Below are 23,667 nucleotides of genomic sequence, written 5' to 3'. Positions count from 1 at the left end.
ACCTCGCGTAGATTTGTTATTCAATCACAATGTACGAAGCGTTGGGGACTAGAGGTGAGCGGCGAATGGCATATTTATCCAACTCAAACACCTCTTTGAAAGCCAATGTTTCACCTGGGTAATCGTGTAGATTTAATTCATCGAACCCGATGACTGTGCCTTTGGTAACGTGGTTTTTGAGCGCCACCAGGCATTCTTTGGTTGGGGCGTAGATATCAAAATCAAAATAGGCAATGGCCACAATGGTTTCCGGATTATTAATGAAATATTGGTGGACGGTTTTGGTAGCATCACCTTTAACGATCTCATATTTCTTGATGTGTGAGATTGGGCTTTCTTTTTCGTGATAGTCCAGTACTTTGGTTAAATACTCATCGTAATTTTCGGTGGTGGAAAAAGCTTGCTCCTTAATAATATCGGCTTTGCCATCTTTGGCATCGACAGATGGAAACCCGGAGAAGGTATCAAAACAAACAATTTTACGATTAAAGTTGAACGGTTCGTACATTCCTCTAAACGATTCAAACATTGCCAAGTTTCGGCCCCAACGAGTGCCGAATTCCATGGCTACACCGTGAACATTAATGATTCGCTGATACATCTCGTTCATAAATATAATACGAGACATAGTTTGGCGGTTTAAGAATAAGGACAAATTCTCTAATATCTCATTGTCCGGAATGGGGCAGTCACGAAATAGTTTTTGAAAATCCCGACGCAGTTCCGTTTCATGGTTAGCTGAGACTACCTTGGTGTGGATTGCCTTATTAGCCATTGATCTCCTTATTATTCTTTCAATATTCCAGTATATAATACATTGTTTTGAAAGATTTTGTAATAAGTCTATTTTCTGATCAATTCGCTAATGCGATTTGTTACCTCTTTGGTATCGTTTATCTCGAATTGATCGCCACTGACGTAACTTTTGTCCGGTAATAATGCAATATTGGCGTTAAATAATTTATTCAAGACCACGCGAAAGGTGTTAACCGATGAAATTTCCGGATAAAGCTGATCGTATTTTTGATCTGGGAAATAAAAAGTACTGAGGGTGGAAAATTTCTCAAGCAGAGCTGCGTCTGGCGCATCAGTAGTAGTTGGTAGGGCTTGAGTGATTTCGTGCCCTTCGTCTGATTGTAGAATGATGACCGGTTTGTCTCCCGGTTTGTTTAAAATTGTATCCACAATTTGTAATATATGCTGATTAACACACTGCAGATTATCCAAATATATCTCGACACTCTCTTGACTGATATCAGATTTGATATTGCATTTGGCATCGTAAACAAACGGGGTATGAGACGATAATGAATGCATAAAAACAAATTTTGGTGACGGATTATTTTTTATTTCATCAAGTGATTTTACGCGATAATTAAAAACGTGTTTCATTTGATAGTTGGTGATGGGCTTTTTAAGTGGTTCAGCCAACGTGCCCCTGAGCAAATAGTAAGTGGTGTAGTCCATTAATGTCATTGGTGCCATTTGCTTTGGTGATATCATATTGGGGTTACGGTTGGTGTCGGTCCACCAAGATCCGACGTTGTATGTCGAATAACCCATTTTCTGCAAGGTAAAGGTAACCCGATTATTGTCCAGCATCGCCAACAAATCACTGTCTTTAAACAGATCGTTGCTGGCTTTGGAATCATTAAAATCCATATTCATAATTGAAGTTAACGAATGCAAAGTACCGAAATAGTTGCTTGAGCTTTTGTCCGCATAATAAAAACCGCGCTTCTTTAGCTCGTCTGTAAACGCTGAATTATCATAACCGTACAAATTTTTTAAGGCCTTAGAGCCGGTGTAGCGATCGTAAATAATGTAATAGATGTCCGGCTTATCCTCGCTTTGGTACTCGGTAACCGAGTTTTCGACCCTGTTTCTTAATGAGTAGTCTTTCGCGCGAGCATCAATGACTACGTACAAACTGTCCAGCACTAAAATTATCACCACAAACGTAGCAACCTTGGTAAAAGCGGTGATCGGCTTGGAAAATTTGATTACTTTGATGCTGAAAAAGATTAAAACCGCGATGGTCAGTAGAACGGGGAGGTGCAGTTTAAATAGAATATCAGAGGCAGGTAGAGTAAGCGCCCAGTCTTCGAATGCTTTGTAGTTAAAATAAATTACTTCAAAAACCAGGGTGATGCAGGCAATTTTGGCTCGGTCTGAGGTAAATTTGCCTAGAATTAGCATTAGAACAAACAGTCCGATGCCGGCAATAATCAAATTTAGTGCGAGGTAAAAAACATTAGTGAAATGAATACCATATCCGGTAAACAAAAGCAGGGTGTACAAAAGATAAAGCCAAGGGTAGAGTGGGCTGAAGTATTTTTTAACTTTATTAATTAATTTTGTTCTATTCATTGTGAGGTACGCGAGTCTTTGTTTCCATCAAATACAGGGTGCGTTTGGTTCCTTTAATTAAAATCTTTTCTTTGATATTGAAATACTGAGAAAATGATTTTTCAAAATCCGGTTGGTTGTAGTGCACAAAAACATCTTTGCGACTGGCTAACAGACGTTGCACTTTGGAGTCATCTTTGGGCACAAATTCGATCATTAAATATCGACAGAGCGGGGCAAAAAAGCTTGCTACTTGATCAAATGGGACGTTGTTGGAAATGGCAATATGGTGGATTAGCGCCAGTGCTAGAATCAAGTCGCTTTTAGCACGGCCAAAAAAAGCTTCTCGTTCTTGATTGTTCCAGCCGATGTTAGGGCTGGGGTTGTTTAGATCCACAATTAACGGCAGCATCAACTTTTCGTTTTTTACTTTGGTTTGCAGGTAGTTTTTCTCTACCGCCACCGGGTCTATGTCTGATGAGATCGTAAATAATCCTTTGTCTGTTGCCATGCGGCTAAAACGTCCATCGTTTGACCCGACATCCCAAACCGTCTTAATATCCAATTTGTCGATCAATTTTGCCACCATATTTTCTTTTTCTAGAATCGCCTTGGAAGTGTAATTGGTATTAGTGTAATAGTCTCCCCACTCGGTGTGCCTGCTTGGGAAATGTAATTTATTAACCACGCGTTCGAGATCAAAAATTAGCGCCAGCAAACCAGACTTCTTGATCTTAAAAGACTTAGCGTCTTTGGGTTTTTCATTATAGTTTTTTTGAAATTTAACGTGGGCAAACAAATGCATTTGCAATCCCAAGTTAAAATGAGCCCGCGTTGGCAGCAGTTTTACCGCAATTTCCAGCGGAATGCCGTCGCAAAACATGCTGGTTAATCTGGGCAAAAATACGTCGGTGTACGTGGCTAAGCACAATGGGACCAAAAAATGTTGGCAAAACTGTTGGTACGCCACCCAGGGCGCATTTTCCTCGTATTTTTCAAAAGACAAAGTGTCAATTAAGATCGGTTTGCCCTGAAAAAACTGAATATTGTAGGCGTTAGCATCCTTAAGCACCATATTGTGTTCAAGGGCGATTTTTTGGATTTTAAGGGTAGTTAGCGCCGCGTCTTTAATTTGGCTAAAACACCATTCATATGGATACGATATAAACGGAATCATGGTTGGTTTGATGATTAAACCGCCATCAATCGCGGGCATATTTGGTTTTTCTTGATGCGAGATTAGCAAGCCTTCATCGACTAGTTTTTGATACAAGCCGGAATCCATTAACATACGGTAATGGGGCAAATAATTTGGGGCAATGTAGCGATAGATTTCGTTATTATGACGAAAAATGTATCCACTGGGATCTCGAAATGAGCCCGAGTTTTTATCAATATGGCTTTGTACTGTCATAGTCTATTTATTTTTCTTGCTGAAACGGCTTAAAAAGACACGGATGTTGGTCCAATAGATTCGAGCGGAGTAGGATACCCCGGCGATTACGGCGATTAGTACTTGTATAGCGTGACTACCCGTACCTGGGTCAATATATGCGTGTGCATCATCGAACGGCAACAGTACTGCCACCGCAATTCCTAACAGTATCTTAAAAACCATAACTACTCCTATTTTAAACGAACAAAATATTTTTTTACGGGGAAAAACACTGCCACCACTTACGTTTACACGTAAACAGTCTAGGCGACAACATTTAAAATTAATTAGATAAACTGAGCTTTATTAAAGTATATCACATAAAAATAAAATGCAAAAAATCACTATTTTCGAATTGTAATGTTACCCCAAATAGTAATATCGCTGTTATTGACCAACCGATCATGCATAAAATTACCATACAGCTGTCTAGAGACATGGAGCGAATCGATAGTAAAATATTTTTTTAATAGCTCGATGATTTCAAATTCGCTGAAAAACGTGATAGTACAACCTTTTTCACCGGTTTCGTCGATGGCCAATTCGTATGTTTTGTCACCGATTTGTTTGCCGCGGCCGAACCGATAATCCTCTGGTGTTCGCACGGTAAGAAAAAACGAAGCATTGGGTTTGATTAGCTTTTTGCTTTTAATCAAATCGAGTAGCCTGACAATCTGATCCATTGGTAAGTAGTAGATGCTGTGGGGCATTAGAAACGCATCAAACGGCTCGCCTTGATACTTTTCCACGAATTCCACCATATCGGCCGCTACGTGCTCGTAGTGGTTTTTTAGCCCGGTTAGCTTAAAGTTGTGATCGGCTTGTTTAATGAGCTCGGGATCAATATCGGCGCCTACCACATCCCAACCATACTGATAAAATAGCATCAAATTATTGCCATTACCTGAGCCCAGTTCCAAAACTCGACCGGACTGGGTATGCAGTTTTTCTTTGAAAAAATATCGGGTTACGTATTCAACCGGAAATTTTAATCCCTCAAAATCCTTAAATAACATTAGATCTCCTTTTTAATTTAGTGTGGTTAAATTGTCATTTTGACCTCGTGAGTTTCCACTCCAATAATTTTAAATTCTAAATGTTAAATTTTAAATGAATAAGTGCCGAATGATTAAATTTTAAAAAAGTACCTTATTTAGTCATTTAAAATTGGTTACCTTTCATTAAAAATTAAAAATTGAAAATTTATAATTCTTATTATTATAGATTTCTCCACTCTCGAGACAATGCTCGAGGCTCTGCCCGGAGGGAGTCGAAATGACAGGGGGGTGGCTAAGCACATTCTTTTAGATGCTTGTTTATAACATCGCATGTCAGCTTTGCTTGATCTTCGGTGTAGCGGTGGTTATTGAATAAGTTAACCACTTGCGAATGTAATTTTGCCGCGTTTTGGTCGGCGCCGTGTCCAAAAATCCCGTTTAGCGATGGGTAATGCGAGCTGGCAAACAACCCATGGTCAAAGATCATCCTCAATAATTTTACCTTATCTGGCACCAGAATACTAAATCGCCACTGACTAAACTCGTCTCCCAGTTGATATTTTGCTGGGATATTTTTGGCATAAATCTGATTCAATTTTTGTTGATGAAGTCGCGCTTCCGGAATTTTAGCGATGATCTCTAGCTTGTATTGGTCGAATGAGATTTTTGGTTTAGTGGTATCCAGCCAATCTGAATCATGATAGCTAAAAGGCGCCAACGTTTCTTGAGCCTGGCGTTCTTGCTCAACCAACGCCTGATGATCGTGCTCGTTGAACGGCAGTTGTTTTGGCTCATATTTTACCTCGGGTTTAATATAGCCATATCCACCAAAACCTAATTCAATGTATTTGGCATAGCCGGTGCTGAATATTACCGCATCGGCGGCAGTTGGCGGCAGATCAAACTCGGGCAGACCGGGGCATCGATCGTCAATGATTAATATATCCGGGGCGATTTGCTTAATATAATGAAAAAATGGTTCAGGTTGATGGGGGTTACCGTAGGTATGTACAAACAACACGCCGGCATATTTTTGCGGATGTTTTTTGATCTGGTGCAAAGTGAACTCTTCGTCAAGGCAAAGTGTCTCTTTATTTATGTCAACCAGCTCAAAGGGTTGCCCGGCTTTCATTAGCGTTACGGCTACAATCGGACAAACGTTTGCCGGAACAATGACCGATTTTGTATGATCAAGCTGACGAAACAAGTTAAATAAAATGGTAGATGCGCGTTGCTCAAAAACCGGTTTCATGCCTCCTCCAAAATCGCTTTGACTAAACGCCGCGCGCCCTGCCCGTCAATTTGTGTTTGTCCAATTTTTGAAACTTTTTCTCGTAATTCAAAATTAGCTAGATGATCAAGTTGATTGGCGATTTCTTGTTTAATATTAGGGTCATCAGCTTCTCCGGCAAATTGCAGAAAACCGGTTGCAGTCCAACCTGAAACATCATCGCGCTGGTTATCTGCTACTTGCACCCCGATAGTGGGCGTGCCCACGCGGGCTAGCTCGTAAAAAGTTTGACCGCCGGCGCTAATGCAAACATCCGCCCACAGCATCAACTTAACCATCTCTGAAGCGGAGGGTTGCATAATTAGCTCGCAGCTCAAATACGCTAATCCTTCAATTTCCTTCAAGTTGGTAAAGCCGGGGCCAATTATCACCTTCACGTCGGCGTGGGGATAATGACTTTTGAGTAATTCAACTACTAATGGTGTCATATTAGCCACATCGCTGCCGCCGAACGTGACTAAAATGTTCGTAAGAGTCGGGCTGATTTGCTTTGGTGGTATGTCCCAAAACTCTTGGCGCAAAGCGGTGTATTTGGTGCCAAGTAGGTAAGTGACGTCATGGTTTTGCTCTTGATAAAATTTTTGGTCGGCCAACACTGTCCAGTCAACAACAACGCCTTTTACATGTTTGCGACGAATAAAATCATCCAATAAAACCGCTACCTTGCAGTAGTTGTGGATGTCGGTCCAAAGCGATTCCGGTGCCAGCAATGAGTCAACAATCACCACATCGGCGTCTTTAATGTGATTGTAGAGTAAATCTAGGTTTTTATGCCAGGCCAACATTTCCGCATTTGGAAATTGATTAAGCTTAACTTTGGCGCCATCACTATCAATTAGCATTACGGGCGCAATGTTTTTTTCCGCGAACGCTTGGCAGAGTGATAGGCAACGCATCAGGTGGCCGTATCCAATATCACCCCCACCCTCGGTTACGATGTAAATTTTAGGATTGTTGGTCATTATTCTCCAGCTGCTGCAAGATAAATTTTCGAGCGCGATGTAATTCCTGCAGTCCCAGCACCTTCTCTGCCTCTAGCAGCTCGTCTTTGACGGTGGCATACATCTTTTTTTGCACTACATCACGATTGATCTCGTACAGCCACGGACGCAGTTTAAATAGCTTGATAATTGCGGCTGTGTCGAAAAATGGGTCCGCAGGATAAAGGAAGTCATACACGGCGCACAATAAGGTGTAGTCTTTGGGGGTGTCTAGAGTGATGCGGATGTCCGGAGAGGTAAGTGATTTGGGGGCGGGAGCAGAGGTGATTTTGAATTTCTGCGGTGCGGTTTCTTCGGCGTAGATGTTGATATGCTCTTTTTCGTAATCCGTGGTGGCGTTTTGGTATGATTGCTCCAGTGCGCTGATTGAGAAAACCTCAACTTCAATGCCGTGCGGATATGTGCGCGGCCCCAGCGCCATCGAAGTGAAATCGCTATTGGTGGCTAGGTGTTTCTTAATTAGCCGATCAACCTCTTTTGGGTCAATGCATGGACAATCGGCGGTAATACGTACGATTGTGCTGAGGTTATATTTTTGCGCCGCTTTGTAATATCGCTCCAGTAAATTCTCGGTACTGCCGCGATAGCATTGGATCTTCTCTGCGTTGGCAACGTCCACTAAGGCGTCATCTGATTGATTCTCGGTGGTGGCCAAAATCACCAAATCAGCCAGCTGGCACTTTTTTAGTCGTCTAATTACTTGCGCCAACACTGAAATTCCACTACCTAAAGGCAGCTCTTTCAACACCTTTCCCGGCAAGCGAGATGCATTGTATCGGGCTTGAATAATAATGCCAGTCATGTTTTCCCTTAATTTTAAATTTTAAAGCATGTAACTTGCGAGCACGGCTCGCACAGTTACGAAATTGCTGAAGCAATTATAAATTTTAAATGAATAAGTACCGAATGATTAAATTTTAAAAAGGTTCCTTATTTAGTCATTTAAAATTGGCAACCATTCATTTGAAATTAAAAATTGAAAATTTATAATTCGTACTGTACCAATTAGGTGCAGCGACAGGGGCTAACTCAGTGTTTGGTTAATGGTCTTGATTACTAACTTAACATCCTCGTCGGTCATTTTGGGGTAAAGAGGCAAGCTAAGGCAGTGGTCATAATAATTTTCGGCAACCGGATAATCACCGGTCTTATAGCCAAACTGTTTTTGATAATACGGCAGTAGGTGAACCGGAATATAATGCACTTGAGTGCCGATGTTTTGGTTTTTTAGTTCAATCATGACCTCTGACCGCGTTTTGCCCAATTTGGCATAGTCAATTTTAACCACGTATAAATGAAAGGTCGAATTTAATCCAGCTTTTTCGTGCGGGGTTGTGATTAAACCGTTGCTGGCAAACGCAGTATTATATTGATCTACGATTTCACGGCGACGCGTCACGAATCGATCTAGTTTTTTAAACTGACTAATGCCCAATGCCGCTTGAATGTCGGTTAAGCGATAGTTAAACCCGATCTGTTGCATTTCGTAATACCATGGGCCGGGGTTTTGGCCAAGCAGCGCCGCATCTTTGGTGATGCCGTGAGACCGCAGTAAAAGCAACTTCTGATACAGTTTCTCATCGTTTGTGGTAATAGCACCACCTTCACCGGTGGTGATGGTTTTAACCGGATGAAACGAAAAAGTGGTCAAATCTGAATATTTACATGATCCAACCAAACTGCCATCAGCATATTTTGATCCGATCGCGTGCGCGGCGTCTTCAATTACCGCAATCCCTTTTGCTTGCGCCATTTGGTAAATATCTTCCATATCCGCAGCTTGTCCGGCAAAATCCACCGCCACAATCACTCTGGTGTCTTTGGTAATTTTCTGGGTAATTTCGGCCGGGTCAATATTATATGTATCTGTTTTGATGTCGGCAAAAACCGGCTTTAGTCCGGCGTATAACAAACAGTTAGCCGAGGCAGCAAAGGTATTTGGTGTCGTAATGCCTTCGCCTTTTGGCAAATCTAGCGCCAAAACAGCCAAATGCAAAGCGGCAGTGCCGTTTGATACCGCAACACAGTATTTAGCGCCGGTATAATCGCAAATGGCCTTTTCAAATTCAGCCAGCTTTGGGCCTTGGGTCAAAAAATCACTTTTAAGCGTCTCGGTGACAGCTTTGATATCATCGTCATCAATCCACTGTTTACCGTATGAAATAAAATGATCAAGCATATTAGTAAGTCACTTCCAATGATTCAATAAATTTGGTTAATTCCGGAATATCCATCCATAATTCATTGGTGTCCGAGGCATATCGAAAACCGTCCGGCACCTTGTTGCCACCCTCTTTGAAGTGCGTATCCATAGACCACCATTCAAAGTTGGGGTAGATGATGTGATGGTCGCCGTAGTCGTAAGTTAAGCGAGAATCTTCCTCGGTTATCATTACTTCATGCAATTTTTCGCCTTCGCGGATGCCGATTTCGTTAATTTTGCCTTTCGGATGCATGACGCGAGCTAAATCTGAAATTTTAAACGATGGAATTTTGGCAACGTAAATTTCGCCGCCCCTGGCTTCTTTAATGGCGCGAAAAACCAAATCCACGCCTTGATCTAGGGTAATCATAAAACGAGTCATACGCAGGTCGGTTACCGGCAGCGATTTTTCGCCGCGATCTACCAGCGATTTAAAGAATGGAATAACCGAGCCGCGGCTTCCGGCCACGTTGCCGTATCTGACCACGCTGAAAACAGTGTCTTTGCCGCCAACGTAGGCGTTTGCCGAGGTAAACAGCTTGTCGGAAACTAATTTGGTGGCGCCGTAAAGGTTGATCGGATTGGCCGCTTTATCGGTAGACAGGGCAACAATTTGCTTCACTCCGCGGTCGATGGCGGCATCGATGACATTTTTAGCGCCCATAATATTGGTCTGAACTGCTTCAAACGGGTTGTACTCTGCGGCGGGTACGTGTTTGATGGCGGCGGCGTGAATAACCACATCAACACCATCAAAAGCGCGATGTAGGCGTTCCCGATCTCGGACATCACCGATAAAATAGCGTAGTTTGTCTTTGAACTGTGGGTACTGCTTTTGCATCATGTACTGTTTAAATTCATCACGAGAGTAAATGATGATTTTCTTGGGGTTGTATTCCTTAAAAATGCGTTCGGTAAACTTTTTGCCGAAAGATCCGGTGCCACCGGTGATCAGTATTGTCTTGTCATCTAACATGAATCTCCTTGTCTATTAACTGTTATAGCACTTCTGGGCAAAAATGATAGAGTCTGGTTTATTACGCAATAATTTGATAGCGTATCGAGATTGACAAAAATAGATAAATGAGATAAAATACTGGTACTCTGATCGTTGCATGTCCTGAAGGGAGGAGAACGAGATTGAGCAAACGCAATATCCTGATGATCTGCGCCGATACCGGAGGGGCCGAGGGCATTATCCCGGTGTATCGGCAGTTGGCACAAGACCAGCGCAACACGGTTCGAGTGGTTGCCGATGGACCGGCGACCAAACTACTGATCGAAGGGGCGACCAGCTATCTCTGCCTGGGGCCGGAATGCTGCGACAAGCTCGGGTGGATGCCTGACCTGGTCGTAACATCTCTCGATTCATCGGGCAACATCGGGTTCGCTCTGGTGCAGCACTTGCGCCAGAACGGATACACCGGCCCGGTGGTAGCGCTTTCCGACTATCCGGTCAGTGGCGCCCTCACCAACGACGAGTGGCCGAACGCGCGGCCCGACTACATCACCGCCGGTGATGAGGTCGGGAAGCAGATCATTCTGCGCGCCTGGCCCGATTTCAATCCCGACCGCGCTGTCGTCACCGGTTACCCGGCGTTCGACCGACTGGCTGGGTTCGAAATGGATGCCGTACGTTGCTGGGTCCGACAGGAGTTGGGTATTTCGCCCGAGTGGTGCCTGGTGTCGGCGTTCAGTAGTATTGAACAGACTGGCGAGATGATGCGCAACGTGGTGCGCGTGATCATGACATGCACGTTCCCTGTCCGCGCGGCGCTTCGTCCGCATCCACGTTTGGCTGAGCGAGCGCCAGAGGAGTTTGCGGCGTATCAGGCTGCATTCGCGAGCCTGGGAGACATGGCGGTCGACACTAGCGACTTCACAACCGATGAAGTCATTGCGGCATCCGACGTGGTTATCGCGCCGTATTCCACGGTGCTTGGTCGGGCCGCCGCGATGGGCGTTTCGGCAGTCAACTACGCTTTGCCGCACACGGACAAGATGTACGAGAAAGACGCCACTATCGCCCCGAGGTTTCCCTGGGTCGAGGCTGGGTACGTTGCAGAAGCACGTACTCTCGCCGATCTGCGCGATATGCTGAATGCCCCTCCTCGGGTTGGGCGCGGGCCCGCGTTCGATGACAACAGCGCCTTGCGCGCGGCGACGTTCATCGATTCCCTCCTGTAGTAGCTCGTGCCTTACCGGCGGCTGGTTGATCCAGCCGCCGTCTTTATTTGTCCATTTTACAAAATACTAGTATTTTTACGGATCTTTTCTTCCAATTTGGTGGTGGAAATACCGCCTTTCAGATGTTCCGGCGGGATCCGTCGGCAGGTGTGTACTTTGCCGCCGTTTCGACTGACCAGCTCTTTTTTGGCATTTAGCAACTTGTCTGATACGGGGACAACGTAAATATCCGGTTTAAGTAGCTCTAGCATGCGGTTGTGATCCATGATGCCCATTTCCTCGCTTATCACCACGTAATCAACGCACGCTAAGGCAGCAATGTGTCTGGCCCGAAAACTTTCGGTCACAATCGGTCTGCTTGGTCCTTTTAGCTCGGAAACATTTTGATCGTTACCCACACTAACAACCAAAATATCACCTTTACTTTTGCAGTAGTTAAAATGAATAATGTGTCCCATATGAAGCATATCGTAGCAGCCAGAGGTGAATGCGATCGTCTGGCGATTTTTCGATACATTTCGCCTAACCTTTGCCAGATCAGCATATTTGATTATTTTTTTATCGGTTGTCATATTGTTCAAATTATAGTTGAATTGGTAGGACGATGGAAGACGGCCATATTATTGTTCGAGTGTAACGAGAACTACTCCATAGTGATCTAGTGATAGTTCTCTCCGCCAGCTGGCGGATCGAACAAGAAACTCTATTCTCTATCCTCCATAATATTGCTAGAATAAAAAGGTGAAGATAAAACTTTCTCCATGGTTGTTGTTGGTGTTAGCCGCTCTCATCTGGCGAGCGGTCTATGCTTATTGGACCCCAACACATTTTAATTATCTGGTGCCTCCGGGCGATGATGCGGCGAATCACCTATATTACATTACCACTATGCTCCAGAATAAGATCTCGTTAGTGACCAGCGGCTATCCAATGGGATTCCACCTAATTATTATCGCTCTGACCAAAATATTGCATATGACGGCGCTAAAAGCGGTAATTTGGTTTACTCCATTGCTGTTGATTTTGCCGATTATTTCGATCTATTTGGCTGGAAAAAAGATTTTTGAAAGTGAGATGGTGGGGGCGGTGGCTGCGGCGATTTGGGCGTTTATTGCACTTGGGCCAGTTAGGGCGTTTGGAGATGGTAATTATCCGAATTTACTGGCTTCTAGCGTCATATTGCCGCTGGCGGTAGCCTATGTTTATCTGTTGGTTTCCAAACCGTCTTGGAAAAATCTAATCTATGCCGTTGTATTCTCAATGCTTATCGTACTGACTCACCATTTGACGGTGGTTTATTTATTAATCGCAGTCGGGCCGTGGGCACTAATATATGGTGTTAATCAACTGTGGAAAAAGCGACATCACGAGAAAATTGGGATGATTTTATGGGTAATTGTGGGGATATTGTTGTTTGTCGGGCTTGGTTGGCTGATTATCGGACCAATTGCCACGCCGTTTATTGAGAACATCATCCAAGGCAGGTCGCTGGCCGAATATTTTGGCTCCGGCAGTAACTCGGTTTCGTGGCAAATGCTATTAGAATTGAATAACCCGGTGTTAGTTTATACCGGATTAATTGGGCTGGTGGCGATGCTTTTTTCGCGTACTCGTTTTCCACAAAAGATGTTGATGATATTTTGGGTGCTAATTTTGATCTGGTTTAGCACCACCTCGTTTTTTGGATTACCCGGACGTTTTGTGCGTGAGTTGGCTATTCCGTTATCGTTGTGCGGCGGATTTTTGGGGTGGCAACTATGGCAATGGGCAAACGCGCATCGCCGCGGATGGATGGTGGTGGCCATTATTGTGCTTGGTATTGGTGTTGACTTTGTTGGTAGTTTTCATCGTCCGTACGCGTTACCCGACCCTTTTCATAGCTTAATCAGAGTCTCTAATGATCAGTCTGGGGCGTTTCAATTTATGAACACGATTACTCCCGAAAGCGGGGTAATTATGGCCAATAATGGCAACCCGTTTATTAAGTATTTAGTTAATCGCAACGTTTTAACCATTATTTCGCCTACGCAGCTAAACGGTGATGTGAATCATAGTGATGTGTTCACAATCTACATCGCTTCACGCCCACCGTTAACTTCGGAGGATGTTTATCCGTATTATGCTAATTATGATCAAATATCGGCCAAAATGAGAACTTTTTCTAGCTTCAGATTGTCAGCAAAATATCCGGATGGAACCGAAATTTACACTCGGTCCGGAGTTTCGAACTAACGAGCCGTAACATCCCAATAAATGCCGTAGTCCTCCATCCAAGTGATGCCGTCGGCAACTAGTCTAAAGTATTCGCGATTAACGCCAATCGGGGCGTAGTCGTTTCTCATCCAAAACGAGAATGTGGCGTTCGCACCCGGGGCTACGCTGTCTTCTTGCATCGTAATGCGATTGTCTTTAACCCAGCCACTTGGGCCGTTACCCTCTCGTGTAAACGCGGAAACGCGGTCTAGGTTGCGGCTGGTGCCCAAATTAACCACGCCTTTACGCCAGGTGGCAGTGCCGGTGTTTCTAACGGTTACTCTAAAATTGTATTCGGACTGCTTGCCTAACGAAGGGTAAGCATTTTGGCTGACGAACGAGTGATGGTATGAATCTGCCGTTGAGATAGTCCTGACATCCCAGTAGATACCGTAGTCTTCCATCCACTGAATACCATCGGCTACTAGTCTAAAGTATTCGCGATAAGTGCCCGGTGTGATGCCGTCATTTCTCATCCAGAAAGAAAATGTGGCGTTTTCACCTGGGTCTACGCTGTCTTCCTGCATTCTAACGCGGTTGTCAGATGTCCAGCCGCTTGGGCCGTTGCCTTCCCGAGTAAAACCGGGGACACGGTCTTGGTGGCGGTTGGTAGCTAAGTGGATCGTACCGGATGACCAACTGGCGCTGCCGGTGTTTTTAACCGTCACTCTAAAGTTGTACGAATCTCCGGGGGCTAAAGTGGGGTAACCGTTTTGACTGACAAATTGATGTAAGTAGGAAGGGAAATAGAGATTATACAAATACCAGAAGTTATAGTTACCGTTGTAAACGTGCGGAGTGTAACGATATAAAGACGCGGTGGATCGATTGGAAAAAGTAGCAGAGTGAGTGCCGTTATAATCGACAAAACTCATTGACTGTCCTACCTGATAGTCCGTAAAACCGCGGCCGTTGGCGCGCTCGTAGTTGTAGCGCAGCTGCCAAGCCCCGTTCTCAACTTGTTTGGTGAACCCGGCGTAAGCCGCATTACAGCCTCCGCCATCCGGACAAGCGTAACCCATGGCCGCGTTTAAGCTGGCGTTATTCTGCGTCGGCATGCTAATCAACCCCTGCTCTTTTTGTAGAGTGGCAAGAATAACGTACGGACTCACGGTACCGGTGGTAGAGTTGATCGCAATACTGTTGATAGTGCCGGTGCTGTCTCCAAACCCATGCGCCGCATCAAAGATGATTTGCGCCGCACTTCGGCCGCCCTCGGAATAGTTTTTTAAAAATGACCCCTGAGCTACCAAAAAGGCTTGAATGCCCGAGGTGTAGATGGCATTAATGTTGGTAAAGGTGGTATCGTCAATTAAATTATTCGGATCAAATGTTGCGGCCGAGGCCTTTGGTACAGTCAAAGCCGATTGTCCCACAACCGTTCCGAATATTAGAACCGAGAGAATAAAATAACTAATCTTTTTCATAAATATATTTTAACACACATATACATATCTATAGAAATAATTACATTTTGCTGTCATCTCGACTCCTCGAGCTTTGTCTCGAGGGTGGCTTCCTGCCCTCTTAGGGCGTAAGCCCGGAGGGAGAGATCTCGAGAAAAACTGGAAGGGGTTCTTTCTCAGATTTCTCCAACGTAGTCGCTCGAGCCTGCTCCTCGGGTCGAAATGACAACGGAGGTAATCGTATTCACGATATATCAACAGAAATAGCGGTCAGTTTATTTAGCCTATTTGGGCATGGTACACTAAAAATATGCAAAACAACGCCGAAACTATCAACCGCAACTGGAACCGCATTATTGGGTTAGTTTTGGGTGGTGCGGTATTGATATATCTAACCAGCCGCTTGCTTAGACCGGTTGAGCAACCGTGGATTTTTCTTGACTATGTCAATCTGATTTTTCACGAATCCGGCCACGTACTATTCTCGCCATTTGGTGACGTACTGCGTATTCTGGGTGGCTCGTTGACTCAACTGATCATTCCGATTATTTGTTTGATTGCATTTTGGTCAAAAAAGCAGTTTGGCTCTGCCGCTTTTGCTTTATTTTGGTTGGGCGATAGCTTGATTAATGTAGCGGTGTACATTAAAGATGCACAGGCTCGATCGCTTCCGTTGATTACAGACGATCCGGAGTCACACGATTGGCACTGGTTACTTGATCATTGGTCTTTGTTACAATCTGATCAACAGATTGGTGGGGTGATATATTTTCTGGGAGCCCTGGCGCTATTCGGCGCCATTGGGTGGGTTGGATATTTGATCTATCAAACTTGGAACATGCCAAATAGCACGCTCGAAACGGCGAGTGATCAAATTGATCAGACTAGAAAAATTATTTCTTAAACATTTCGTAAACGGCTAGGGTTTCTTTAGCGCAGCGATCCCAAGAGAACTTTGCGGCCTGCTTAGCGGCGCGCTCGCTTAAGTCATGGTGAAGCTTTTCATGCGATAAAACTTCAATAATCGATTTTACCCATTCCGCTTCGTCGTGCGGGTCTAAACTAATACCGCCATCACCTACCACCTCGGGCAAGGAAGAGGTATTGCTGGAAATGACCGGCACGCCACAGGTCATCGCCTCTAGCGGTGGCAGACCAAATCCTTCATAAACCGATGGGAAAACAAACATCGTAGAAGCGTGATAAAGCGCCGGTTTGTCATCATCGTCCACATATCCGGTAAAAATTACCCGATCGTTTAAGCCCAAATCCTCAACCAACTTAAACAACTGGTCATAATGCCAGCCTTTTTTGCCAGTTAGCACCAGTTGATACGGCTTGTCCAAATGCTTGATTGATTTGGCGAAAGCTTTAATTAAAAACTCTAAGTTTTTGCGAGGATTTAAGGTGCCGACATCTAGTAAAAATGGCGGTTTGATGCCGTATTTGGCACAAACTTCATGTTTTTTGTCTGCCGATACCGGGAGGCGAAATCGCTCGTCAGCCGCTTCGTAGGTGACGGTAATTTTATCTGCCGGAATATGCATTCGCTCCATGATGTCTTTTTTGGAGTGATTTGAGATGGTGATAAAGTGGTCGCCATAATTATACGAAAACGGCATCCATTTGGCGTAATATTGGCGTGAAACAAACGGAATGTCGGTGTAAAACAGGCTGATGGTATCGTGAATGGTGACAATTTTTTTACCTGGATACCAAATAGGCACCGAAAAAGCCGGTTGGTGCAATAAATCTACTTTGGCTTTGTAAGCAGCTTTGGGTAAACTGATCTGATCCCACCACCAGCGCTGCGGGGTGGATAAATCGTGCTCTGAATCCGGATAAAAAAACGCCAATTCGTTATCTCCCCGAATTTTTTGCATGGCTTTGACCAAATTGTCCACATAAAATCCAAAGCCGGTTTTCTGGCCCAGGGTGGTTTGAATATCAATACCTATCTTCATTGTCTATACACCTTTATTTTCTTAATAATTAGCGACACCTATAAGTAATAAATTCTAAATTCTAAGTTCCAAGCACTAAATAAATTCAAAGCACAAAAATTAAAAAATATACGTTTTGAATTTTGAATTTGATATTTCGAATTTATTTAGAATTTGGTGCTTAGAGTTTAGTGCTTACCTCGCCCTCGTTTTTCTTAAACACCATCTGCACCGTTTCAGGCGTGATAGCGCCAAAGAGCCAAGCAAACGCAGTATAAACCACTGCTCCTACCCCAAGTCCAATTAACGCGTTCACGTCTCGCAGTGGCAAAAGCACTATCGCCATCATTAGGGTAGCCAAAATGGTGCGGCCAAACATCTTCCATGGCAAAACCATCTTAACGTATCGCTTAATAATGACTATCTGAATTATTAACACAATTAATTCAGTAATGATAGTGACAAAGGTGGTTCCGGCGTAAGACCAGCGCGGAATAACGTATAAATTAAGCCCAATATTCACTAAAACGGCGATGACGTTGGGCCACAATAACAGCTTTGTTGACCCAAACGCAATGATCCCCTTGCCGTAAATGTTGGCAAACGCATCAATAGTTACCGCAACTAACAACAGTTGCAACACCATCACCCCGTTAAACACCAAATGATGGTTCAAAATATTCAAGGTAACGGTGGAGTAGTCGGCATAACTGGTAGAGGTAACAAACTGCATAATCGGTTTGGCTAGCACAATGCCGGCAATTAGAATGGGAAAGATGATCAAGGTCATCGCTTCGGTTGATCGATTAATCAGCGTGGCCGCTCGTTTTTTGTCCGTCTGCCAGCTTTGCGCTAACGCCGTAAAAATCAACCCCATAAAGATGGCGGGGAAAAAGTTGATAATTTCAATCACTTTATAAGGCGCCGAATAAATACCCACATCGGTGGCGCTTCTCATAATCGATAACATCACGCCGTCGATCTTAAAATAGACCAACGCCAGCACCGAAACCACGCCTAAAATAGCGCATTCCGACCAAATTTTGCGCCAGTATGCAAAATCAAACTTAAAACCAAAGTCGGCGTATTTGCGGCCGGCAATAATGTTCAAGACAAAATTAATAAATCCGCCCCACACCATCGCCGAAACCAGCCAAGCCACGTTCAAATGCCAGATGATAAACGGGATTAAAACAATCAGCGAGATAATGCGTCCGATGATATCGGTAATAACCGGCGCTTCCATCCTAAAATGCGCTTGAAAAACCGCCACCATAGTACTGTTCATGGATTGCCAAAATGTGGCGATAGCTACCACCAAAATGCCCCATTTAACGGCTGGCGTTAGAATGGCGATGGAGCCGGCTGGCGCCAAATAAACGGCAATAACGGCGCAAGCCAATACGATAGTGGCAAAGATGGCGCGAAACGCCATAATGTTACCGGTGATGTAGTTGGTGCGCTCGCGATCGGTAACTACTGATAGCTCTTTAACTAAAATCCAGAAAAAACCAAAATCGGCTAGCACGGCAAAAAAGGTAACGTAGTTTAGAATAGCAGCGTACTCTCCGTAGCCGGCCGGGCCCAGGTTAACGGTTAAAATTTTGACGCTGGCAAACGACACTAAAATGGCCAGCAGGCGGCCAAAACCTTGCACGGCGGTATTCCACGCCACTTTTCGCGTTAGATTCATAGGGATATTGTAGCAAGAATAACGATGAATTTGAAATTTTGATTTTCTACGTCTCGACAAGCGCTAGTTTTGATGGTATCGTTTTGGCTAGTTCTTTACCAACGGTCCGAACTGTCGGGCCAAGGCCGCGTCTTTAAGGCGCAGAAAGGCAAAAACTGACCATGTCTGATGACATGCTCGGTGTGTCGCTCCGTGATGCACACGGACCGATGAAGGATTTGTGGGATAAGCTATGCGGAAGAAATGGCTCTGAGTGGTTAAGGCAATTGTGCCTATTCCTGCGCAGAGAGCCGCCGGAATCGTTGAAGAACCAGTACACGCATCAGTTGTCGATCGGACATGATGGCAGCTTTCGAATCCACCTCCCAGAACAACGCAATGTCGTGGTGTCTGATCTCTACAACGGGACCGTGGACCTAGGTGACGGTGTCAAGATCGATGCTTTTTCTCCAGACTTTTGGGCGACGGCACTCGATTTCGACAAAACCCCCATAATTATTCCATCAGTAGACGTGGTTTACCGCCCATTTCGCACCTCGGAGTCATCGGGAATGATGATCGTGGGAGTCGGTAGTGGCGACCAACCAATCCCGATCCACCCCGCCCACCTGATTCAGCTGATCAAACCACAGGGACGAGGTGCAGACGGAGTACTGCCGGTAAATGGCACACACGTCAGAGTGTGGGTCAAGTTCGATCCGGATGTCATCTGTCGTCTCGGTTACAACAGACGCGGATGGAACTTTGACGCGTTCAGATCATTCAGTCTGGTCATCGGTTGACCGGTATTCGACGCCTCCTGATGCTTAGGAGGCGTTCTTCTTATATAGATTCCGAATTAAATCCGGAATGACAGTGGACAAATACGGATTAAAGTGGTATCGTTTTGGCTAGTTCTTTACCAACGGTCCGAACTGTCGGGCCAAGGCCGCGTCGAAGGGCGCAGAAAGGCAAATAGGTGTTGCGGTGGCAACCGTGCAGCCTATTAGTGCAAGAAAGGTGGGCGAGCTGGCTCGCTTACTGGAGGAGCGTGGGGTTGGGGACGATGACTTCCAAAAAGCGTTGATCGAACACCCAGACCAGTTTGTCACTTACGTCAAGTCCAAACTGCCGAGACCAGCGGGACGACAACTTCTGGAGCTCTGGTATTCCGTTGTACTACCAGCGTTGACGGGGTTTGACCTCAGGGAGAAGTTTGCCCAGGGCGCGTTTATTGGCGATGAGGTGAGAATAGAGAAGACGAGCGATGAGTTCCGTTCCATCTTCACGTCTGATATGCTCGACAGTGAAAATCGGCTTGACGAGCGCATGTCGGCTAAGCTTCACATACTCAAGACCACCTCGATGACAGACTGCACCGGAGTGTCGCCAGAATTACACCGTCAGATCGGAATAACCTTGGCTCGTGTATGGCAGTATGTCGCGTTGTACATCCAAGATGACCAGTCTTGGGCGTGGCGATACTACATTCCATACGTGCTCGACCATTTGGGACATGTACACGGTGTAAGAATGGATTTCACACGCTGGGCAGGAAAAAATCGTGTACATTTCAACATCGCCCATGGTTCGGATGAGCTGAACGCTGGCGCCCGCGTCGTCGTTGCTTGACGTGTACTCGACGCCTCCCTGCAAGTTGGGAGGCGTTCTTTTTATATACTGGAAGGGATTCTTCTTTAAGATTTCTCCAACATACTCGAATTGACATTCTCGTAGGGTCGAAATGACAGGTCGTGGCGTCTGTCCTCTGTCCCATGTCATCTGTTTTCTGTTATCATATTAGCAGAGGGGTTTTATTGTCTAAAATAACCACCATAAAAGCCAGAGAAATTATCGACTCGCGAGGAGACCCGACGGTAGAAGTTGACATCGCCCTAGACGGCGGTGGCGTTACTTCCGCTAACGTTGGTAGTGGCACCTCTATTGGCTCATACGAAATGCATGAACTACGCGATGGCGATTTAGGCCGTTTGCGAGGCCGCGGCGTTACCCGCGTAGTAGAAAACGTTAATCATTATCTAGCGCCGCAAATTATCGGGATGGAATTTAATAATCAAAAAGTTTTTGATCAGTACATCGTTGGCCTAGACGGCACTCCCAGTTTGGAGCATTACGGCGCCAACGGCATCCTCTGCCTGTCGTATGCGTATGCAATGGCCGAAGCAGATCGTCAAAAACAGCCGGCGTATGTTAGCTTTCGAATGCTTAGGGAAGATTTAGACCCGAGCGCCAAATTAGAAATCCCTAAGCCAATGATTAACATCTTTAACGGTGGCAAATTGGCGGCTTTCTCTACCGACGCGCAAGAATTTAACATTGTGATCAAAAATGCCTCTAGTTTTAGGCAAGCGTTGCAAGTTGGGGCGGATATTTATCATGCTGTAGGCACCATTTTGCAGAAAAGTGGGTTTGGCAAGCAGGTGGGCGATGAAGGTGGGTATTCGGTGCCAAACGCTACCACCGATCAGGGTATGTCGCTGATTGTTGAGGGCACGCAGTTGGCCGGCTACAAAGCCGAAGACATGGCATTGTGTTGGATGTGGCAGCGAATAATCTGTACACCGATGCGCGATTGTATCATCTTTCTCATCACGATGGTGATGTACCGGCACAATATCTAATAGACAAATTTACCAAGTTGCACGCCAACTTTCCGTTGATGGGTATTGAGGACGGTTTGGCAGATCAAGACTGGGATGGGTGGATTGAGTTGTCGCGCCAATTGAACGATAAAATTATGGTAATTGGCGATGACATTTTCTCCACCAACGCCACGCGGTTACGTAAAGGCGCCACTGACCACATTGCCAACGCAATTATGATTAAACCAACCCAAATTGGCACGTTAACCGGTTCGGTGGAAGCAATAATCGAAGCGGTAAAGTTGGGTTATGCGCCAGTGTTATCGCACCGCTCTGGCGATACCGAAAGCCCAATTTTGGCGCATTTGGCGGTGGGGTTGCAAGTGCCGTATGTTAAATTTGGCGCGCCGGCCCGCGGCGAACGCATCGCCAAATATAATGAGCTATTAAGGATAGAAGAGCTGTTGGGAAAATAAAGCCGGTTAGGGGCATTAGGGCGATTAGGGAAATTGGGAGTTCCTAATGCCCCTAAAACCCCTAATTTCCCAAACTACCCTTACGTCAAATATGGACACCTACCACTTTTTGTGGTATTTTTTGTGTGGATTCAAACGGCTCGAACAGGCGAGCCGTTACGCCGGCGGGCGTAAAACGTAAAGGGGATAGCTCATGTCTACGGACCGTGAGACAGCCCAGGCAAGAGATCGGGGAGTCGATTTGCTGACTGCGGGCTACGTTCATGATTGGTACACTGCTGTCTTGGCGAAGGCGCCGACTCCCGGTGCTGGCATCTCGATGCAACATGTCGAATATCTGCTAGCGCACAAGAGCCTGCTAGGGGAGGCGATGCAAGCTGGCCTACGATGCGTCTTTCCACCGGCGTTTGACGAGACGGTACTGGAGAAACTGATAACCATCCAGTTGCCGCCGGATGAGTACTGGCACAATCGGCGCTTTGACAAATCTGACGGCGTTGCCATCAACAATTGGGGCGTGATCCTTGATGATTCGTTCACTGAGGCGTTCAGAGGGATCGGGCCGATAATCCTGTGGCTAGCTGGGAACGTGACAGTCTGTAATCGCGTACATCCGAAAGAAAGAGATACCTACCAAGACGTTGCTGGGACGATAGCCTACCCGGTGCGGTCGTTGTCGTTGGCACGGGTGTGGCAGTACCTCCATGTGGCGTGTCGGTCATGCGAGAGTTTGATCAGTATGGGTGACACCAGCCACGCTTTCATCCGAGTCCCGAACCGCAATGGCGCTCATGTTGTCGTTTGCGCTACTCCGGATCACAGCACGGGTAAGTCGTGGATTATGTTGGATGCTCACCCGCTGGATGATCCGGTCCAAGCCAATGTGCTGGTCTACGCCAGTTGACATCAGGCACGTCAAACACTCCGGCCCCGGCTAACCCCCGGGGCCGATTTCATTCTAGACATTTACCACTTTTTGTGGTATTTTTTGTGTGGATTCAAACGGCTCGAACAGGCGAGCCGTTACGCCGGCGGGCGTAAAACGTAAAGGGGATAGCTCATGCCAGAACATGAGAGAGCCCAAGCAAGAATGCTGAAAGAGCTGCATGCAATGCTAGTGCAGCAGTCTCCAATGCCCGTTGAAGAAGTTCCCGCTGACGCCGTACGGTTTTGGCAAGGTCACACTAGCTTGCTTGGTCCGGAGTTGCGAAGGTTGTTGATGTCGCCAGTACCGCGCGAGCCCGCATCACAGACGGGGTTGCTGAAGCCGACCATTTCGGTGAACTTGCCGCTGGTTAACAACCTTGTGCCACTGCATTTGGCCACCGGCGATCTGGTATCTGGTTATGGCCTGACCAAATGGTCCATCGACAAATCGTTCCACGATGTCTTTGGGGACGACGTGTTGATGCAAGAGCCGCTGCCCTGTTCGGTGACCGTCAACAACTTGGGGCGTCGGGCAACCTACCAGCAGATGTTCGATGAGGCAGGTGGGGTGCCGATCCCGTTGGCGCGGGTGATGCAGTTTATCTGGCTGAAATGTCGGAGCGATATGAACTTTCCGTTGTATGTGCCCGGATTACACGTTTTCCCGGGGGTTCCTGATCGATCGAGGAAGCTGTGGGCGGTGATGTATCTGGTCGAAGATGGCCTGGACGTCACCTATGTCAAGCTGTATGCCGATCCCATGACCGCATCTAGCCAGTTTGCTCGCATCGTTACAATCGACTGGTGAAGTCGCCAGCCATAGGCCCTCCGCACGTTGGAGGGCCTAAAATCTTGCTATTGAGGTCTCAAACTGATATAAATAAGGAAAACAAACGAAAACAAACCCTATCAAAATCTGAAAG

Annotated in this window: 23 protein-coding genes; 9 read left to right on the top strand and 14 right to left on the bottom strand. The window is 45.7% G+C overall.

The annotated features are described in order from the left end of the window. Positions 1–16: 16 nt before the first annotated feature. The 10 genes from WC773_03270 to pseB form a co-directional block, all read right to left on the bottom strand. Entirely contained in the window at positions 17–775 is a 759-nt protein-coding gene (locus WC773_03270; GenBank protein MFA6082405.1) for a crotonobetainyl-CoA--carnitine CoA-transferase, read from the bottom strand. 68 nt (positions 776–843) lie between these two features. Beyond that, positions 844–2,370 carry a sulfatase-like hydrolase/transferase gene (locus WC773_03265; GenBank protein ID MFA6082404.1) on the bottom strand — a complete coding sequence of 509 codons (1,527 nt, stop codon included), beginning with the start codon at positions 2,368–2,370 and terminating at the stop codon, positions 844–846. Beyond that, the gene (locus WC773_03260) at positions 2,363–3,763 is read right to left on the bottom strand and encodes an SAM-dependent methyltransferase (GenBank protein MFA6082403.1); all 1,401 of its coding nucleotides are present in this window, start codon (positions 3,761–3,763) and stop codon (positions 2,363–2,365) included. Before WC773_03260 ends, WC773_03265 begins: the two co-directional genes overlap by 8 nt. Positions 3,764–3,766: 3 nt before the next feature. Continuing rightward, the gene (locus WC773_03255; GenBank protein MFA6082402.1) at positions 3,767–3,967 is read right to left on the bottom strand and encodes a hypothetical protein; all 201 of its coding nucleotides are present in this window, start codon (positions 3,965–3,967) and stop codon (positions 3,767–3,769) included. 161 nt (positions 3,968–4,128) lie between these two features. Continuing rightward, positions 4,129–4,800 (bottom strand): class I SAM-dependent methyltransferase, encoded by a 672-nt coding sequence (locus WC773_03250; protein MFA6082401.1) that lies wholly within the window; start codon positions 4,798–4,800, stop codon positions 4,129–4,131. Between the two features lie 274 nt (positions 4,801–5,074). Continuing rightward, positions 5,075–6,034 carry a hypothetical protein gene (locus WC773_03245; protein MFA6082400.1) on the bottom strand — a complete coding sequence of 320 codons (960 nt, stop codon included), beginning with the start codon at positions 6,032–6,034 and terminating at the stop codon, positions 5,075–5,077. Continuing rightward, positions 6,031–7,035: a UDP-2,4-diacetamido-2,4,6-trideoxy-beta-L-altropyranose hydrolase gene (gene pseG, locus WC773_03240; GenBank protein MFA6082399.1), complete on the bottom strand. Its 1,005-nt coding sequence runs from the start codon at positions 7,033–7,035 to the stop codon at positions 6,031–6,033. The genes WC773_03245 and pseG overlap by 4 nt, the downstream gene beginning before the upstream one ends. Continuing rightward, positions 7,019–7,876: a glycosyltransferase family protein gene (locus tag WC773_03235; protein MFA6082398.1), complete on the bottom strand. Its 858-nt coding sequence runs from the start codon at positions 7,874–7,876 to the stop codon at positions 7,019–7,021. Before WC773_03235 ends, pseG begins: the two co-directional genes overlap by 17 nt. Before the next feature lie 222 nt (positions 7,877–8,098). Beyond that, positions 8,099–9,253, bottom strand: coding sequence for a UDP-4-amino-4,6-dideoxy-N-acetyl-beta-L-altrosamine transaminase (gene pseC, locus WC773_03230; protein MFA6082397.1), 1,155 nt, complete (start codon positions 9,251–9,253; stop codon positions 8,099–8,101). A gap of 1 nt (position 9,254) precedes the next feature. Next, positions 9,255–10,253, bottom strand: a complete 999-nt coding sequence (gene pseB / locus WC773_03225; GenBank protein ID MFA6082396.1) for a UDP-N-acetylglucosamine 4,6-dehydratase (inverting) — start codon at positions 10,251–10,253, stop codon at positions 9,255–9,257. Between the two features lie 164 nt (positions 10,254–10,417). Between pseB and WC773_03220 the strand changes: the two genes are divergently transcribed. Next, positions 10,418–11,464 (top strand): hypothetical protein, encoded by a 1,047-nt coding sequence (locus WC773_03220; protein ID MFA6082395.1) that lies wholly within the window; start codon positions 10,418–10,420, stop codon positions 11,462–11,464. A gap of 56 nt (positions 11,465–11,520) precedes the next feature. Here the strand turns inward: WC773_03220 and WC773_03215 are convergent, their stop codons facing one another. Beyond that, entirely contained in the window at positions 11,521–12,036 is a 516-nt protein-coding gene (locus tag WC773_03215) for an adenylyltransferase/cytidyltransferase family protein (GenBank protein ID MFA6082394.1), read from the bottom strand. Between the two features lie 169 nt (positions 12,037–12,205). Between WC773_03215 and WC773_03210 the strand changes: the two genes are divergently transcribed. Beyond that, positions 12,206–13,696, top strand: coding sequence for a 6-pyruvoyl-tetrahydropterin synthase-related protein (locus tag WC773_03210; GenBank protein ID MFA6082393.1), 1,491 nt, complete (start codon positions 12,206–12,208; stop codon positions 13,694–13,696). Here the strand turns inward: WC773_03210 and WC773_03205 are convergent. Further along, positions 13,693–15,144: a hypothetical protein gene (locus WC773_03205; GenBank protein MFA6082392.1), complete on the bottom strand. Its 1,452-nt coding sequence runs from the start codon at positions 15,142–15,144 to the stop codon at positions 13,693–13,695. The genes WC773_03210 and WC773_03205 overlap by 4 nt on opposite strands. 289 nt (positions 15,145–15,433) lie before the next feature. Here WC773_03205 and WC773_03200 point away from each other — a divergent pair, with 289 nt between their 5' ends. Beyond that, complete coding sequence (locus WC773_03200) at positions 15,434–16,027, top strand: hypothetical protein (protein MFA6082391.1); 594 nt, start codon at positions 15,434–15,436, stop codon at positions 16,025–16,027. Here the strand turns inward: WC773_03200 and WC773_03195 are convergent. Both WC773_03195 and WC773_03190 read right to left on the bottom strand, forming a co-directional pair. After that, the gene (locus WC773_03195; protein ID MFA6082390.1) at positions 16,017–17,087 is read right to left on the bottom strand and encodes a glycosyltransferase family 1 protein; all 1,071 of its coding nucleotides are present in this window, start codon (positions 17,085–17,087) and stop codon (positions 16,017–16,019) included. The genes WC773_03200 and WC773_03195 overlap by 11 nt on opposite strands. A gap of 160 nt (positions 17,088–17,247) precedes the next feature. Next, entirely contained in the window at positions 17,248–18,759 is a 1,512-nt protein-coding gene (locus tag WC773_03190) for a flippase (GenBank protein ID MFA6082389.1), read from the bottom strand. A gap of 161 nt (positions 18,760–18,920) precedes the next feature. Between WC773_03190 and WC773_03185 the strand changes: the two genes are divergently transcribed. The 6 genes from WC773_03185 (at position 18,921) to WC773_03160 (ending at position 23,552) form a co-directional block, all read left to right on the top strand. Further along, positions 18,921–19,541, top strand: coding sequence for a hypothetical protein (locus tag WC773_03185; protein ID MFA6082388.1), 621 nt, complete (start codon positions 18,921–18,923; stop codon positions 19,539–19,541). A 184-nt stretch (positions 19,542–19,725) separates the two neighbouring features. Further along, entirely contained in the window at positions 19,726–20,370 is a 645-nt protein-coding gene (locus tag WC773_03180; protein MFA6082387.1) for a hypothetical protein, read from the top strand. A gap of 185 nt (positions 20,371–20,555) precedes the next feature. Then, positions 20,556–21,380 carry an enolase gene (locus WC773_03175; protein MFA6082386.1) on the top strand — a complete coding sequence of 275 codons (825 nt, stop codon included), beginning with the start codon at positions 20,556–20,558 and terminating at the stop codon, positions 21,378–21,380. Then, a complete protein-coding gene (locus tag WC773_03170) occupies positions 21,299–21,817 on the top strand; it encodes a hypothetical protein (GenBank protein ID MFA6082385.1) in 519 nt (172 codons plus the stop codon). Before WC773_03175 ends, WC773_03170 begins: the two co-directional genes overlap by 82 nt. 370 nt (positions 21,818–22,187) lie before the next feature. Further along, positions 22,188–22,721 (top strand): hypothetical protein, encoded by a 534-nt coding sequence (locus WC773_03165; GenBank protein ID MFA6082384.1) that lies wholly within the window; start codon positions 22,188–22,190, stop codon positions 22,719–22,721. Between the two features lie 156 nt (positions 22,722–22,877). Then, positions 22,878–23,552 (top strand): hypothetical protein, encoded by a 675-nt coding sequence (locus tag WC773_03160; protein ID MFA6082383.1) that lies wholly within the window; start codon positions 22,878–22,880, stop codon positions 23,550–23,552. The last annotated feature ends 115 nt before the right edge of the window (positions 23,553–23,667 follow it).

It is taken from the genome of Patescibacteria group bacterium (genome assembly GCA_041660565.1).
GTDB lineage: Bacteria > Patescibacteriota > UBA1384 > CAJBMM01 > CAJBMM01 > JBAZWC01.
The sequence above is the reverse complement of the archived record's forward strand: the minus strand, read 5'-3'. Positions and strand labels throughout refer to the sequence as shown.